The organism is Anaerotaenia torta (genome assembly GCF_050433395.1).
Classification (GTDB): domain Bacteria; phylum Bacillota; class Clostridia; order Lachnospirales; family Lachnospiraceae; genus Mobilitalea; species Mobilitalea torta.
On record NZ_JBNPXH010000002.1, the window covers coordinates 377984 to 392416 of the forward strand.

Here is a 14433-nt window from a genome sequence, read left to right on the forward strand (position 1 = left end):
TCTTTTTCCTTTTTAGTTTTATTTTATAAACTCTTCACAGTGTGTACACATTTTCTCCGTATAATGAAATCCATAGACAGTGATAAAACACTTTCTACTCCCACCCTATTATACGCTATGGTCATACGGCTCCCCTGCCGTATGACAAAAAGGAACCCGCAAGGGTTCCTTTTTCGTGACTATACGTTGCCACCTACATTCTAAAATATGTATCCAAAGAAAAGCTGATGATTAAGGCTCGATCAATTTTCTTTAATACATCCCGGTCCAGATGACAAACCTTCTCTTTTAATCTGGATTTATCAATGGTTCTCACCTGTTCCAACAAAATAACAGAATCTTTCACAATTCCATATTTTTCAGCATCCAGCTCCACATGGGTGGGCAGCTTTGCTTTATTCATTTTCGACGTAATGGCCGCGCAGATAACCGTAGGGCTATGTTTATTCCCGGTATCATTCTGAATAATCAGTACAGGTCTGACACCGCCCTGCTCCGATCCTACTACCGGCCGTAAGTCCGCATAAAAGATATCTCCTCGTTTGATAACCACTTTATTCACACTCCAATATTCGGCTACCCTTATTATTGCCATTTTCTTCGTGTGTATTCCATAAAGTGTATAAGTTTTCAGAATTTATTCAGTATTTTTTCAATGGAAGCCGCAATATCTCCCGCCATCATGGAGTAAGCGCCCTTCTCCTTTGCCGCCGCATCTCCCGCCAGGCCGTGCAGATAAACCCCGAGGCAGGCCGCCTCATAGGATTCCATTCCCTGAGCGGCCAGAGCCGCTATTATCCCCGTAAGCACGTCACCGCTTCCGCCGGTTGCCATCCCATGATTGCCGGAGATATTCACATAAAATTTATGTCCGCAGGCAACTATGGTACGGGCATCCTTAACAGCATAAACACTCTTGCCGTTGTAGGAGATCTCCCTGACCGTTTCCATCAGATGATCCGTTACCTCCGTCAGGGTGCAGCCCAGCAGCCTGGAGAATTCCAGCAGATGAGGGGTAAAAATAATACGCCCGCTGACAAACTCTCCCAACAGCTCCATACGCTTCTGCCGTGAGTACCCGCCGCTGCCCATCCGATGATCCAGTTCTTCTGCGATTAAATTAATTCCGTCGGCATCCACAATTACCGGAACCTGTGCGTTCTGCAGTACCGTCTCCAGCAGGCCGCGCGAAACCGGCGAGATACCCAGCCCGGGTCCTGCTACAATTGCCGACGCCCACTTAATATCTGCCAGAAGCTGCTCCCGCAGTTCCTCCCCGCTTCTCCCGTCCTCGTCATAAGAGGCAAACAGTGCCTCCGGTATACCGGTCTGGAGGATAATCCGGTTGCATTCCGCCGTTACCACCTTTACCAGCCCCGCGCCGCTGCGATAAGCCGCCCGTGCGCTAAGATATGCCGCTCCCGCCATGCCTTTGCTTCCGGCAAGAATTAACACCTTTCCGTAGGTTCCTTTATGGCTATGGTTCTTTCTCACCGGCATTCTTGCCAGATCCTCCGCTTCGTAATAAAACGTATCAAGACATACCTGATTTGAAGCAACTTCCGGAAAACCAATATCCGCAACGGTTACCCTTCCTGCATAGTCAGCCCCCGGGTAAAGCAGGAGCCCAATTTTATGAAATCCGAAGGTTACCGTTTCATTCGCCTTCACGGCGGCATTTCTAATCTTACCGCCATCCGATGACACACCGGAGGGAATATCAACGGAGTATACATAATTATCCAGCTCATTAATCTTTTGAATTATTTCCTCATATTCTCCGGAGACCGGCTTGGATAAACCGACTCCGAATACAGCGTCAATAATAATATTATATTCAGCAAGCTTGTTGGTGTTTTCTACCGGCACACCAACTTCCTCCGCCAATTGAAGCTGCTCCTCCATCTGCCGGGAGCGCTTCCCGGAATTACCTGTCAGAAGAATCGCCGCGTGATATCCCTTTCCCAGAAGAAGCCTGGCCGCCGCAACGCCATCCCCGCCATTATTGCCCGGGCCGCAAACCGCCAGAATCCGGTCCTCCCGGGTGATTTTGCTCTCCATCACTTCCACCAGCGCGCCTGCCGCCCTCTCCATCAGCTCCATCGCCGGTATTCCGACTGTTTCAACCGTATAATCGTCGATCTTCTTCATAGCTGCCGCATTCAGCGCATACTTCATGGTCATGACCTCCTGTTCTCATCTTCCCGCATGCCGGTATTCCATAACCAATCGCTGCTGCAAAAGCTCACCGCTGCTAAACGCCGCCGTTGAATCATATTATTGCGGCAGCGTTTCTCCTACAACAAACGCGTTGGCATATTCCCTGGTATTCGTTATGGACACATGGATTGCTGAAACCCCCTGCTCCTTCGCCAGCTCTTCCGCCCTTCCATGCAGCTTGACATAGGGCTTCCCTTCCGAGGTACGAAGCACCTCGATATCAATGGGGAAGAAGCCTCGAAAGCCGGTGCCCAGCATCTTGGCCACTGCCTCCTTAACGGCAAAATTATCGGCGGCCTTCCTGCTGTCCTCAGCGATCAGCGCTCTCTCCGGCTCCGTAAAGCACCGTTTAAGAAAGCCTTCCTTCCGGCAGGCCCTGCTTACCCGGTCAACCTCTATCAAATCCACACCGATTCCTGTAATCATTCCCTTCTCCCTTTCGGCAGATCTCCTTATTCTGTTTCATGCCCCTGATCAAAGGATTCCATAATTCCCGCGCCAAGAATATCATGCATGTATGTATAAATCAAAGAATTCTTCGTCTCCATATCCTGCTTCAGCAAAATCTTATTCCTAAGCTCCGCCCGGATCGCTACAATCCACTGTGTAACCTCTTCAATTCTCGTCCTATTCTCTTCCAGTTCCTCATAGAAGACGGCAATACTTTCTGCCAGCAGTTCCTCGTTGGCCTCCTTGATCAGATAGGGAAGCTCGGCTAATTCCTCTGTTGCATTCTCAATTTTCTCATTCAGTTCATTGATATACTGCTTATTCTTATCCTGCTTCTTTCCCTTTGCCTTTCCCATGGCACCGTCTTTGATGTCCATATTATCTACAATATCTTTTAACAGGCCGCTTTTCAGCCGCTTCATATCCTTAATATCATTGACCGCCTTACCCTGCTTTTTGAGAAGCTCATTGACCCTTTTCTCCAGGTCCCGTATCTCATCCGTCTTATGGTCTTCCGTAAAAATCTCATGCCAGCGGGCATCCAGAGTAAGAATCGGTAATTTTTTATCTTTAACAATACTGATAAAGTCCGGCCTTCTATCTTTTTTACCCATTCCGCCACCAATCCTCTCTGCTGCCAGCTACAACTTCATGCCGTCTCTTCCGGATAAACGGTAGGATAATTTCATCAGGCTTTCCGCAAGATGAACATTCTCCACCGTAACATCCTTCGGGAGGTTCAAATCCGTAGGCGCAAAATTCCAGATACCCTTAATCCCCAGCCTGACCAGCTCTGACGCAAGTTGGGGGGCACGATTCTTGGGCACGGTAATCGCCGCAATGTCTACCTGGTTATTCTTAACATATTCCTCCATCTCCTCAGAGGATTTGACAATATTCCCCCGGATCTGGGTTCCAATCAGCTTGGGGCTGACATCAAAAATAGCTCTCACATAAAAGCCCCGGCGTTCAAAATCCACATAATTGGCCAGTGCCTGTCCCAAATTACCGGCACCAATAATAATCACATTATACTTCGTATCCAGCCCCAGAATCTTACCGATCTCCGAGTGCAGATATTCCACATTATAGCCGTAACCCTGCTGGCCGAAGCCGCCAAAATTATTCAAATCCTGCCGGATCTGGGAGGCGGTAACCTTCATCCTTTCGCTCAGATCCTTGGAGGATATCCGTACCACATCCTTCTCCAATAAATCCCCCAAATAACGGTAGTATCTCGGTAATCTATTGATAACTGCTTTCGAAATTTCTTTCTTATACAATAATCTCCCTCCTTCTCTAACTTTCAATGTTATTATTATATTGGATTGTTAATAATAAGTCAATCGTATCCATTTCCTAGTGGAGTAATATCATGCAATCTATGACATCCAAAAAGCCGAACTTTACTTGCGCCCCTTCCTATGCTAAAATATACGGCGGAGGATAAGGCCGTATCCGAATGCAGAGGCCTTTCATACTCTTCTCTGATTATGATTTAGGGTGCCGTAAAATGGCATCGTGGAGGAAATGATGATACTAGCTTGCCAAAATATCAGTAAGTCTTTCGGAACCGACCAGATACTGGATGGTATCTCCTTTCATATTAATGATAAGGAAAAGGCCGCCATCGTCGGGATCAACGGAGCCGGAAAATCTACTTTATTAAAAATAATTATGAAAGAACTGCCTGCCGACGAGGGCGAGGTAATCCTGTCCAAGGGGAGCACCATCGGATATCTGGCCCAGCACCAGAACCTGTCCTCGGAAAGCTCCATTCTTGCCGAAATGATGACGGTCAAGCAGGACGTCCTTGATTTGGATGCCGGCATCCGCGCCCTGGAGCTGGATATGAAGCACGCATCGGGAGACAAACTGAACCAGATGCTTGCCGCCTATACCCGGCTGACCCATGAATTCGAAGCCAAGAACGGCTATGCCTACCAAAGCGAAGTGACCGGTATTCTCAAAGGGCTGGGCTTTGGTGAGGAGGATTTCGATAAAAAGGTGAATACCCTGTCCGGAGGTCAGAAAACACGCCTGGCTCTGGGCAAGCTGCTGCTCTCCAGGCCGGATCTCATTCTGCTGGACGAGCCCACCAACCACCTGGATCTGGTGTCCATTGCATGGCTGGAAACCTTCTTATTGAATTATAACGGTGCGGTCATTGTAGTGGCCCATGACCGGTATTTCCTGGACAAGGTGGTATCCAAGGTGGTGGAACTGGATCATACCAAGTGTACCTCCTTTGAAGGAAATTATTCCGCCTATGCCGTCAAAAAGGAAATGCTGCGCAACGCCATGTTAAAGCAGTACCTGAATCAGCAGCAGGAGATCAAACACCAGGAGGAGGTCATCGCAAAGCTGCGCTCCTTTAACCGGGAGAAATCCATTAAACGGGCAGAAAGCCGGGAGAAAATGCTGGAAAAAATCCAGCGGGTGGAGCGTCCGGCGGAGCACAGCCAGATGCATTTTGAGCTGGAGCCCCGGATCGTCAGCGGCAACGACGTCATCAGCGTCACCGGATTAAGCAAATCCTACGGCTCTCTCACCCTGTTCACCGATCTGGGCTTTGAGATCAAACGGGGCGAAAAGGTGGCCATCATCGGCAACAACGGCACCGGCAAGACCACGATTCTTAAGATTCTCAATGGTCAGGTGACGGCAGACAGCGGGGAGATCCGGCTGGGCTCCAAGGTTCAGATCGGATATTATGACCAGGAGCATCAGGTCCTGGATCCGGACAAAACCTTATTCGATGAGCTTCAAGATGCCTATCCCCATCTGGACAATACGACGGTGCGCAATCTGCTGGCAGCATTTCTCTTTACGGATGATGATGTATTTAAACGCATTAAAGATATCAGCGGCGGTGAGCGGGGCCGTGTATCTCTGGCCAAGCTGATGCTGTCCGAGGCAAATCTTCTGATCCTGGATGAGCCGACGAATCACCTGGACATCACCTCCAAGGAGATCCTGGAAAATGCCCTGAATCACTACAGCGGCACGGTATTATATGTATCTCATGACCGTTATTTTATCAATAAAACCGCTACCCGAATTCTGGATCTGACAGAACAGACCCTGCTGAATTATATCGGCAATTATGATTATTATCTTGAGAAAAAACCAGAGATGGAAGCTGCTTATCTAAAAAGGGAAGCCGGCAGCCCTGCTCCCGGTACCGGGAAGCCCGGTACCTTTCCCTCCGCCTTTCCAGGCTGCTCTACCCCAAGCAGCTCATCCGGTGCAGAGAACCGTTCCTCTTATGTCAAACAAGATTGGCAGCAGCAGAAGGAGGAACAGACCAGAATCCGCAAGCGCAAGAATGATCTTAAGAAGACAGAGGACGAGATTCATGCCCTGGAGCAGCGCAACCAAGAAATTGATGAGCTGCTGACCCAGGAAGAAATCTTCACCAATGTCCAAAAGCTCCTGGAGCTGGGGGAGGAGAAGAAATCCATAGAAACACGGCTGGAAGCCCTGTTGGAGCAATGGGAACTGCTGGCTTCCGAAGAATAAATTCCAGGGGAAATGAGTTTACTGAATTTCCCCTGCTTTTTTTAAGGCTATCTTGGTAATAACCGGACCCGTTAATTCATAAATCACCGTAGCGCAGAGAATGACAGTCCGTATCCTTGCTCCGTACTCCGGAACAATTGTCATTGATGTGGTCGCGAGGCCTATTGCAACGCCCGCCTGAGGTATTAATGTCAATCCCAGATATTTTTGAACGGTTGGGGCAGCATGGGTTATTTTCGCACCGAGAGACGCACCCAGGGCTTTTCCCATCACTCTGAATATGATATACAAAATACCGATGACACCAACCGCAGGAACCACCCTCATATCAAGCTCTGCTCCTGACAAGAAGAAAAACAGCATAAAAACAGGCGGTGTGATACGGTCCGTCTGGCCAAATATCACTTCGCTTGCACTGCTGGTATTTACTAAAACCGCACTCATGGCCATACAGGCCAGCAATGCGGACCAGCCAAGCAAATCACACACGCCAATGCAGACAAAAATCATCGCAAAGGTAATTGCCAAACGGTTACCGCGCCCTGTATACCATTTTACTAATAAGGAAAATACTAATCCAAATACGGCACCAATTGCCAATGCTCCCACTATCTCAATTACAGGCTTCATAATGGTAGTAAGAATGGAAGTCTGGCCATTTGAGCCGATTGCCTTCGCTACTGCAACGGATAATCCATAGCAGATTAATGCCGCCGCATCATCAATGGCAACAACGGGCAATAAGGTCTCCGTTACCGGTCCCTTCGCTTTGTACTGCTTGACGACCATTAAGGTTGCCGCGGGAGCTGTAGCCGCGGCAATTGCTCCCAGTACCAGGCTGAACGAAATATCATGGCCGGTTGCAATTAAGATAATATCAACAAATACCACTGCCATAATTGCTTCCAGAAAGGCAATGATAACCGGTGATTTTCCCACCTTTTTTAAATAGGATAATTTAAACTCGGCACCAATGGAAAATGCGATAAAACCTAATGCAATTTCCGGAATAATAGAAAATGTTTCAATCATATCTGAAGGGATTATCTTAAGACAATAGGGACCAACCAGAAGCCCCATAATCAGATACCCTGTAACATTGGGCATCTTAATCTGCTTTATTATTTTCCCGGCAAGCAAAGCCAAAAACAGTGCAAGTGCAAGATATAAATAAATCCGAATCACAATTAATCACCCAGTCCTTCCACATAAGTAATCGGAATGGTAAACATAATACCTGTATTAGGCTCTTTCAAATCTCCAATTACCTCTTTGATCACTGTCCTTGTCTTCTGTATCTGTTCATCCTTTAAGACAATGAGCAATACCTTGCTCACTTCCTTTTCTTCTACAGAGAGCATGCGCCTTAGAACTCCAAACATCGGCAAATCCTCCATGTTCACCAGCGCCTCGGCCATGCCGGTTCCATCCAGGATTGTAGCTCCCTTTATTCCTGACTTAGCCAAATTCTTTAATAGTTCATCCATAAACTCATGCTTTTTTAGAATTAAAATTAATAATTGCATATATACCTCCTGTCTATGCCTTATGATATCCTTTGAAGGAGACAAAGTACCTGACCGCAGATCCGTCTGCTGCCAGGTACCCTGTTTCTTCTATTTATAAGCCCCGTTCACTCAGGTTCTTCATGGTGTTAATAATATGTTCATGGGCCAGGGCCTCCGCTAATTCTCCGTCACGCTTGCGTATTGCATCAAGGATGGATTCATGCTCCTGACTTGATTTCTTAGCCCTTGCGGGTGCAGCCAGAGTTATCTTGCGCACTCTTTCCACATAATGATGAAAGTCAGACAGCACATGCTCCAGGATCTTGCTGCCGGAGGCTTTATAGATTAATTCATGGAATTTATTATCCAGCTCCACCAGCTGGTCAAAATGGCTTCTCCGCGCATGAAAATCAGACAAATATAATACCTCCTCCAGCGCTTCAATCTGCGCTTCGGTGATATGCTCACACGCCCACTTTGCACAGAGCCCCTCCAAATAGGAACGGATCACATAGATATCATGAATGTCCTTCTGGGTAATCCCGGTAACATAAGCCCCTTTATTGGGAATCATGGTAACCAGGCCTTCCAGCTCAAGCTGCCGCAGGGCTTCCCGGACCGGGGTCCTGCTTACCCCAAGCTCCAATCCCAGGGTATTCTCCTTCAGTTCTTCATTCTCCTGATAGACACCGGCAAGAATATCCTCCCGCAGCTTGTTGAATACCCGTCCCCGCAAGGAATATTTATCTTCCAAACAATTCCCTCCTCAATACAAAACATGAAAAAACCTGCAAAAAGCAACACTGAACAGCAAGCCGCCCATCACCAATCGGTTATGGGCAGCTGATACCTTCCTACATTTAAAACATGTATTATTTCATTCCTTCATTATTTCATTGCTTCATTATTTCATTGCTTCAATGGTTTCCATCAGATAATCTGCAAACTGAGCTCCGGTAGCACCGCTTGATCTGCCGGTGGTCACAACCTTCTTCTCCTGAATGGTACAGATATCCAGAGCACGGTATACCTTGTCCGCCTCACCGGTATAACCGATATGTGCCAGAAGCATTGCTCCGGCCCGGATCATGCTGCAAGGGTCCGCATAGATATCCCTTCCTTCCTCTACCATTCGGGGAGCGGATCCATGGATTGCCTCAAACATAGCATATCTCTTGCCGATATTGGCGCTTCCCGCAGTTCCTACACCGCCTTGGAATTCCGCCGCCTCATCGGTTATGATATCGCCGTAGAGATTAGGAAGAACAACCACCTGGAAGTCCTTTCTTCTCTTCTCATCCACCAGCTTTGCCGTCATGATATCAATATACCAGTCATCCGCCGTAATATCGGGATAATCCTTGGATATCTCACGGAAGATATCCAGGAACTTGCCGTCTGTCGTCTTAATAATATTGGCCTTGGTAACCGCCGTTACCCGGCTCTTGCCGTTGGCCTTGGCAAATTCAAAGGCTGTTCGGATAATTCTCTCGGTTCCCTGAGTTGTGGTTACGGTAAAGTCAACTCCCAGATCCTCCGTAACATGAATGCCCTTGCTTCCTACAGCATAAGCGCCCTCCGTATTCTCACGGTAGAAGGTCCAGTCAATACCCTGTTCAGGAATGCGGACCGGCCTTACATTGGCGAAGAGATCCAGTTCCTTTCTCATGGCGACATTAGCGCTCTCCACATTGGGCCAGGGATCGCCTTTTCGGGGTGTTGTGGTAGGCCCCTTCAAAATAACATGGCATTTCTTCAGCTCTTCCAATACCGCCGGAGGAATCGCCGCCTTCTCAGCCGCACGCCTCTCGATGGTTAATCCTTCAATCTCACGGAATTCCACCCTTCCTGCCTTAATCTCATCCTGAAGGAGATATTCCAAAACCCGTTGCGCCTGACCGGTGATGGCAGGGCCGATTCCATCGCCTCCGCACACACCGATAATGATCTTATCCAGCGCTTTATAATCGATAAAGTCCCCTTGCGCCTTCATTTCTTCCACTCTCTTTAATTGTTCCAGAAGCAGCCGGCCAAATTGCTCCTTTACCGCTTCCATCTTCTCTGCTGATATCATCCTAACCTCCCGTTAAATATAAGCTTGTCCAATAACAGTTCCCAGTGACTTTTTATGTACGTCTTTATTTTAGACAACTTTTCCCGCCTTGTCAATTTGAAATACCTAAAATCGGTCCGCGTATCAAAATGCATTGCTGCATATCAAAGAACGGCGGGCATTTGCGTCATGCATTTTCTACAAGCTGTATCCCCAGCGCCCGCTCGGTGTCCTGGATAATCGCAATTAATTCATCATCTGTAATTACCGTTACACGACCTTCCTCATATTCCCTGTCCACCCATTCCTTGATCCTGTGTACAACCGGGTGGTCCTTGCCGATGGCTTTGTCCCCCTTCAGCTTGTAATAGGTATTAATCCAGTGGGCGATTCCCGCAAGGCCGGAGGTGTTGGATACTGCCACCAGCACCGGACGATTCAGGAATTTCTCCGTATCAAAGATATTATAGATTTCTTCGTTCTTAAGTAATCCGTCCGCATGAATTCCGGCACGGGTTACATTGAAGTTCTTTCCGACAAAGGGGGTTCTGGAGGGTACACGGTAGCCGATTTCCTTCTCAAAATACTGAGCCAGCTCAGTGATCACCGTAGTATCCATGCCGTCCAGCGTTCCCTTCAGCTGGGCATATTCAAACACCATGGCTTCCAAAGGAGTATTGCCGGTTCTCTCACCAATACCGAATAAAGAGCAGTTGATGCCACCTGCACCGTAGAGCCAGGCCGTGGTGGAATTGGAAACCGCCTTATAAAAATCATTATGTCCATGCCATTCCAGCCATTTGGAAGGGACATTGGCATGGGTCAGAAGGCCGTAGATGATGCCTTGCACCGACCTGGGAATTACCGCACCGGCAAAGTTCACGCCATAACCCATGGTATCACAGGCTCTGATCTTCACCGGGATATTATACCCATCGCTCAGCTTCATAAGCTCACGGCAGAAAGGAATGACAAAGCCATGGATATCCGAACGGGTAATATCCTCCAGGTGGCATCTTGCCGCCACTCCGGTCTCAAGGCATTCCCTTACCACGCTCAGGTAATGCTCCATTGCTTCCTTTCTCGTCATCTTCATCTTATAAAAAATGTGATAGTCGGAACAGCTCACCAGAATTCCGGTCTCCTTCATGCCCAGATCCTTCACCAGCTGGAAATCACTCTTGCTCGCTCTGATCCAGGAGGTTACCTCCGGGAATTCATACCCTCTTTCCATGCACTTATATACCGCATCCCTGTCCTTCTTGCTGTACAGGAAAAACTCACTCTGACGGATCAGTCCCTTCGGCCCTCCCAATTTATGAAAATAATCAAATATAGTCACAATCTGATCGGTGGTATAGGGGGCTCTGGACTGCTGCCCGTCACGGAAGGTAGTATCGGTAATAAAGATCTCCTCCGGTAAATTATGAGGCACAATCCGGTCATTAAAGGCAATCTTCGGTATCTCGTCATAGGGGAACAGCCCGCGGAAGGTATTGGGCTCCGGCGTGTCTACCAGGGTGTAGATCGGCTCCTCCAGTTGAAGCAGGTTGTTGTGAGGGTTAATAAAGACTTTTCTATCGTTCATAATTATGCTCTCCCATCGCTCTTGGCTCAAATTTGTTTTATTGTATACAATTATACTTGTATTGTCAATAGGATTTCTATTTTTTTCTGCTGGAGCGCATCATTTGAATGCTTGCTGCAAAGCCAAGGGAAATTATAACCGCCGACCGGATTCCCGGTTCCTGACTTCCAGCCTGGGAAACCTGGCTGTTTCCTGACAAATGCAGTATCATAAATCCTATCACTGCAATAATAAAAATTGCTTTTATCCCTCTGACCGTATGCCGTAGCAAACGAAATTTCATTTCTAATCGCTCCTATAATTTTACATGTTTTAACATTATTATAGGACAAGGGATAAAAATGTCAATATTTTCTTCTTTTGTTTCTATATTTATCCATGCTTTATTAAGCGCATAAATATACAAAAAGGCCGTTGCAAAATGGAATTAACCTGTCCTATACATGTGTGTTGCTTTCATCATACAATATATAGCAGAAGAAATTCGTTTTGCAACGGCCTCATCTTTTTTGATTATCTTATATATTTCATCACCAGCTCATAAATCACCGGCACCAGGACGGCCGGCAGCAGATTGCCGCATTTGATTTTCTTGCCGAATACCATATTGACGCCAATGCCAAAGATCAGTACCGAGCCGATCATGGAAAGGTTGGTTATCATCTGCTGGCTTAAATACGGCTCGATGTATTGCGCCGACAGGGTTATCAGGCCCTGGTAGATGCCCAGCGGAAGGACGGAGAAAAAGACTCCGATTCCGAAGGTCGAGGCAAAGAAGATCGCTACTGTTCCATCGATAAATGCTTTTGCGTAGAGCATGGAGGCGTCACCGGACAGCCCGTCCCGAAGGGAACCTATGATTGCCATGGCTCCGATGCAAAACAGCAGGGAGCTGCTGACAAAGCCCTCTACAAAGTTACGTCCCTTCTCTCCCCTGACCTTTAACTTGGTCTTAATCCATTGCCCCATCCGGTCTAAGCGGGCTTCAATATCAATCCACTCTCCGAAGAAGGCCCCGACAGCCAGGGACACGATCATCAGCATCACATTGGCGGTGTCCAGCCCCTTGTCGGTAACAACAAACATTCCCTGCAAAGCGCTGCTAATTCCGATAAACATTACCGCCAGACCAAGGGCATTCATAATGGTAATCTGAAACCGTTCCTTTAATCCGCCCCCCAGCAATAGGCCAATACCGGAGCCTGCAAGAATCGCCGCCATATTGGCAAGCGTACCTAAGCCTGTCATATTTCTTTCCATTCCCGCCCCGAAAGCGGGCGTATCCTCTCTGTATAAGTATAATAAGGAATCCCCTTGCAGACTCCTGCGTTGCTATGCAATTGCCTCCAGGCAGCATCTGCCCTATGTGCGGCATATGCATCCTGATAAGGCCGGCAATTTACACCAGTCCGGTGCTCTGCTCTACCTCTCTTAAAGCATAGATCGTGCGCTGCAGCAGATCATCCAGCTCCCACCCAAGCATCTGGGCGCCGCTCTCAATTACTTCCCTGGAGCATCCCGCGGCAAATTTAGGAGTCTTGTATTTCTTCCTCACAGAGCTCAGCTCCAGGTCCATGGTACTGCGGGAGGGACGCATAATGGCCGCCGCACCGATAAGTCCCGTTAATTCATCCACGGCATAGAGCACTTTCTCCATGATATGCTCCGGCTTGATATCAACCGTGAGATTATAGCCATGGCTTGCCGTCGCGTGAATAATGCTCTCATCCAGCCCTCTCTCCCTCATAATCTCCTGGCTCTTAATGCAATGCTCCTGAGGATACTTCTCGAAATCCAAATCATGGAGCAAGCCTACCATCCCCCAGAACTCTTCCTCCTGGGGATATCCCAACTCCTTTGCAAAATATCTCATTGCCCCTTCTACAATGCGGGCATGCTTTAAATGGAATTCCTCCTGGTTGAACTCCGTCAGCAGCTCCCATGCCTCTTCCCTTGTCGGTATCTTTCCCATGCGCTTCATCCTTTCTGTCCTGCCTCATATGGCTCACTTCTTCTATCCTGTTTTTTCTGCCATTTACCCTGCTGTTTCGTTTGTTTCTTCTTTCTCTTCTCTTCCTTCTTGTCTATCCTCTTTTCCCTATATACCAGTCCTTATCATCCGCTATATCCTCTTCAAGAAATATTTCATCACCGTATCCCTGTAATATCCTTAATTACCTCTCCGGCAATAATCAGCCCTGCCACTGACGGCACAAAGGAAATGCTTCCCGGTATCTGCCGCTTCGCCGTGCACCGCCTCTCCGATCCCGGAGGGCAGACACAGTTGGTCTTACAGCTTAAGGACATATCCTCCAGCGGCTTTCTGGCCGGTTCCCTGGAATATACCACCTTCAGCTTCTTCACCCCCCGGTTCTTCAGCTCTCTTCGCATTACCCTTGCCAGAGGGCAGACCGAGGTCTTGTAGATATCTGTCACCTCAAACCGGGTGGGGTCCAATTTATTCCCGGCTCCCATGCAGCTGATGATGGGAACATTCTTCTCCTGGGCGCGGAGCACCAGATCAATCTTCGCCGAGACGGTATCGATGGCATCCACGATATAATCATACTGTGAAAAGTCAAAACGCTCCGCCGTATCCGGCAGATAGAAGCACTGATGCACATTGACCTGGGCTCTGGGATTGATCTCAAGAATCCGCTCCTTCATGATATCCACTTTATATTTTCCTACGGTTTTAATCGTCGCTATGATCTGGCGGTTGATATTCGTAATGCAGACCTGATCATCGTCAATCAAGTCGAAGCTTCCGACTCCGCTTCGCGCAAGAGCCTCCACCGTATAACCGCCCACTCCTCCGATGCCAAAGACCGCCACTCTGGACGCTTTCAGCTTGTCCATCCCTTCCCTGGCCAAAAGGAGCTCTGTTCTTGAAAACTGATTCATTCTTATGTCCCCCCTTCATCTATATATTCCATTCCTTTTAACCTTCCTACACTCTCTTCCTATAATAAACACAGATAAAATCTGTCCATCCATTTCCTTGCTCTATAATAAGTTGAAATCCCAGCCCTGTCAACAGGTTTTCTCTATACGACAAAAAACTGCCTCCCCGCAAAGGAGAGACAGTTTGT

General features: G+C 47.9%; 15 protein-coding genes. 1 reads left to right on the top strand and 14 read right to left on the bottom strand.

All coding sequences use genetic code 11. The features are described from left to right. Nucleotides 1-193: 193 nt before the first annotated feature. The 5 genes from HNQ56_RS05410 to HNQ56_RS05430 form a co-directional block, all read right to left on the bottom strand. Nucleotides 194-595, bottom strand: coding sequence for a type II toxin-antitoxin system PemK/MazF family toxin (locus HNQ56_RS05410; RefSeq protein ID WP_429143565.1), 402 nt, complete (start codon nt 593-595; stop codon nt 194-196). Nucleotides 596-630: 35 nt separating this feature from the next. After that, nucleotides 631-2178 (bottom strand): NAD(P)H-hydrate dehydratase, encoded by a 1548-nt coding sequence (locus tag HNQ56_RS05415; protein ID WP_429143566.1) that lies wholly within the window; start codon nt 2176-2178, stop codon nt 631-633. 99 nt (nt 2179-2277) lie between these two features. Beyond that, nucleotides 2278-2646: a holo-ACP synthase gene (gene acpS, locus HNQ56_RS05420; RefSeq protein WP_429143568.1), complete on the bottom strand. Its 369-nt coding sequence runs from the start codon at nt 2644-2646 to the stop codon at nt 2278-2280. Nucleotides 2647-2672: 26 nt separating this feature from the next. After that, nucleotides 2673-3284, bottom strand: a complete 612-nt coding sequence (locus HNQ56_RS05425) for a hypothetical protein (RefSeq protein WP_429143570.1) — start codon at nt 3282-3284, stop codon at nt 2673-2675. A 27-nt stretch (nt 3285-3311) separates the two neighbouring features. Beyond that, nucleotides 3312-3953, bottom strand: coding sequence for a redox-sensing transcriptional repressor Rex (locus HNQ56_RS05430; protein WP_429143572.1), 642 nt, complete (start codon nt 3951-3953; stop codon nt 3312-3314). 250 nt (nt 3954-4203) lie between these two features. On the opposite strand from HNQ56_RS05430, the gene HNQ56_RS05435 reads away from it, so the two are divergent. Beyond that, nucleotides 4204-6192 (top strand): ABC-F family ATP-binding cassette domain-containing protein, encoded by a 1989-nt coding sequence (locus HNQ56_RS05435; RefSeq protein WP_429143574.1) that lies wholly within the window; start codon nt 4204-4206, stop codon nt 6190-6192. 18 nt (nt 6193-6210) lie between these two features. Here HNQ56_RS05435 and HNQ56_RS05440 read toward each other — a convergent pair whose 3' ends face one another. From HNQ56_RS05440 to HNQ56_RS05480, 9 genes are all read right to left on the bottom strand, one after another. After that, nucleotides 6211-7377, bottom strand: a complete 1167-nt coding sequence (locus tag HNQ56_RS05440) for a cation:proton antiporter (RefSeq protein ID WP_429143576.1) — start codon at nt 7375-7377, stop codon at nt 6211-6213. 2 nt (nt 7378-7379) lie between these two features. Further along, nucleotides 7380-7718, bottom strand: a complete 339-nt coding sequence (locus tag HNQ56_RS05445) for a hypothetical protein (RefSeq protein ID WP_429143577.1) — start codon at nt 7716-7718, stop codon at nt 7380-7382. Nucleotides 7719-7812: 94 nt separating this feature from the next. After that, a complete protein-coding gene (locus tag HNQ56_RS05450) occupies nt 7813-8454 on the bottom strand; it encodes a GntR family transcriptional regulator (protein ID WP_429143579.1) in 642 nt (213 codons plus the stop codon). A 150-nt stretch (nt 8455-8604) separates the two neighbouring features. Further along, the gene (locus tag HNQ56_RS05455; RefSeq protein WP_429143581.1) at nt 8605-9774 is read right to left on the bottom strand and encodes an isocitrate/isopropylmalate family dehydrogenase; all 1170 of its coding nucleotides are present in this window, start codon (nt 9772-9774) and stop codon (nt 8605-8607) included. 166 nt (nt 9775-9940) lie between these two features. Next, entirely contained in the window at nt 9941-11341 is a 1401-nt protein-coding gene (locus tag HNQ56_RS05460) for a 2-isopropylmalate synthase (RefSeq protein WP_429143583.1), read from the bottom strand. 76 nt (nt 11342-11417) lie between these two features. Beyond that, nucleotides 11418-11624 (bottom strand): hypothetical protein, encoded by a 207-nt coding sequence (locus HNQ56_RS05465; RefSeq protein ID WP_429143585.1) that lies wholly within the window; start codon nt 11622-11624, stop codon nt 11418-11420. A 230-nt stretch (nt 11625-11854) separates the two neighbouring features. Further along, on the bottom strand, nt 11855-12601 hold the full coding sequence (locus HNQ56_RS05470) for a DUF554 domain-containing protein (protein ID WP_429143586.1): 747 nt from the start codon (nt 12599-12601) through the stop codon (nt 11855-11857). A gap of 139 nt (nt 12602-12740) precedes the next feature. Further along, entirely contained in the window at nt 12741-13322 is a 582-nt protein-coding gene (locus HNQ56_RS05475) for a hydrolase (RefSeq protein WP_429143588.1), read from the bottom strand. A 167-nt stretch (nt 13323-13489) separates the two neighbouring features. Next, nucleotides 13490-14245 (bottom strand): tRNA threonylcarbamoyladenosine dehydratase, encoded by a 756-nt coding sequence (locus HNQ56_RS05480; RefSeq protein WP_429143590.1) that lies wholly within the window; start codon nt 14243-14245, stop codon nt 13490-13492. Between the last annotated feature and the right edge of the window lie 188 nt (nt 14246-14433).

Bases quoted from the DNA above. Each gene is read 5' to 3' on its own strand.
- HNQ56_RS05470 (WP_429143586.1), bottom strand. From the start codon at position 12,601: ATGGAAAGAAATATGACAGGCTTAGGTACGCTTGCCAATATGGCGGCG.
- HNQ56_RS05465 (WP_429143585.1), bottom strand. From the start codon at position 11,624: ATGAAATTTCGTTTGCTACGGCATACGGTCAGAGGGATAAAAGCAATT.
- HNQ56_RS05475 (WP_429143588.1), bottom strand. From the start codon at position 13,322: ATGAAGCGCATGGGAAAGATACCGACAAGGGAAGAGGCATGGGAGCTG.
- HNQ56_RS05435 (WP_429143574.1), top strand. From the start codon at position 4,204: ATGATACTAGCTTGCCAAAATATCAGTAAGTCTTTCGGAACCGACCAG.
- HNQ56_RS05455 (WP_429143581.1), bottom strand. From the start codon at position 9,774: ATGATATCAGCAGAGAAGATGGAAGCGGTAAAGGAGCAATTTGGCCGG.
- HNQ56_RS05410 (WP_429143565.1), bottom strand. From the start codon at position 595: ATGGCAATAATAAGGGTAGCCGAATATTGGAGTGTGAATAAAGTGGTT.
- HNQ56_RS05460 (WP_429143583.1), bottom strand. From the start codon at position 11,341: ATGAACGATAGAAAAGTCTTTATTAACCCTCACAACAACCTGCTTCAA.
- HNQ56_RS05445 (WP_429143577.1), bottom strand. From the start codon at position 7,718: ATGCAATTATTAATTTTAATTCTAAAAAAGCATGAGTTTATGGATGAA.
- HNQ56_RS05480 (WP_429143590.1), bottom strand. From the start codon at position 14,245: ATGAATCAGTTTTCAAGAACAGAGCTCCTTTTGGCCAGGGAAGGGATG.
- HNQ56_RS05425 (WP_429143570.1), bottom strand. From the start codon at position 3,284: ATGGGTAAAAAAGATAGAAGGCCGGACTTTATCAGTATTGTTAAAGAT.
- HNQ56_RS05415 (WP_429143566.1), bottom strand. From the start codon at position 2,178: ATGAAGTATGCGCTGAATGCGGCAGCTATGAAGAAGATCGACGATTAT.
- acpS (WP_429143568.1), bottom strand. From the start codon at position 2,646: ATGATTACAGGAATCGGTGTGGATTTGATAGAGGTTGACCGGGTAAGC.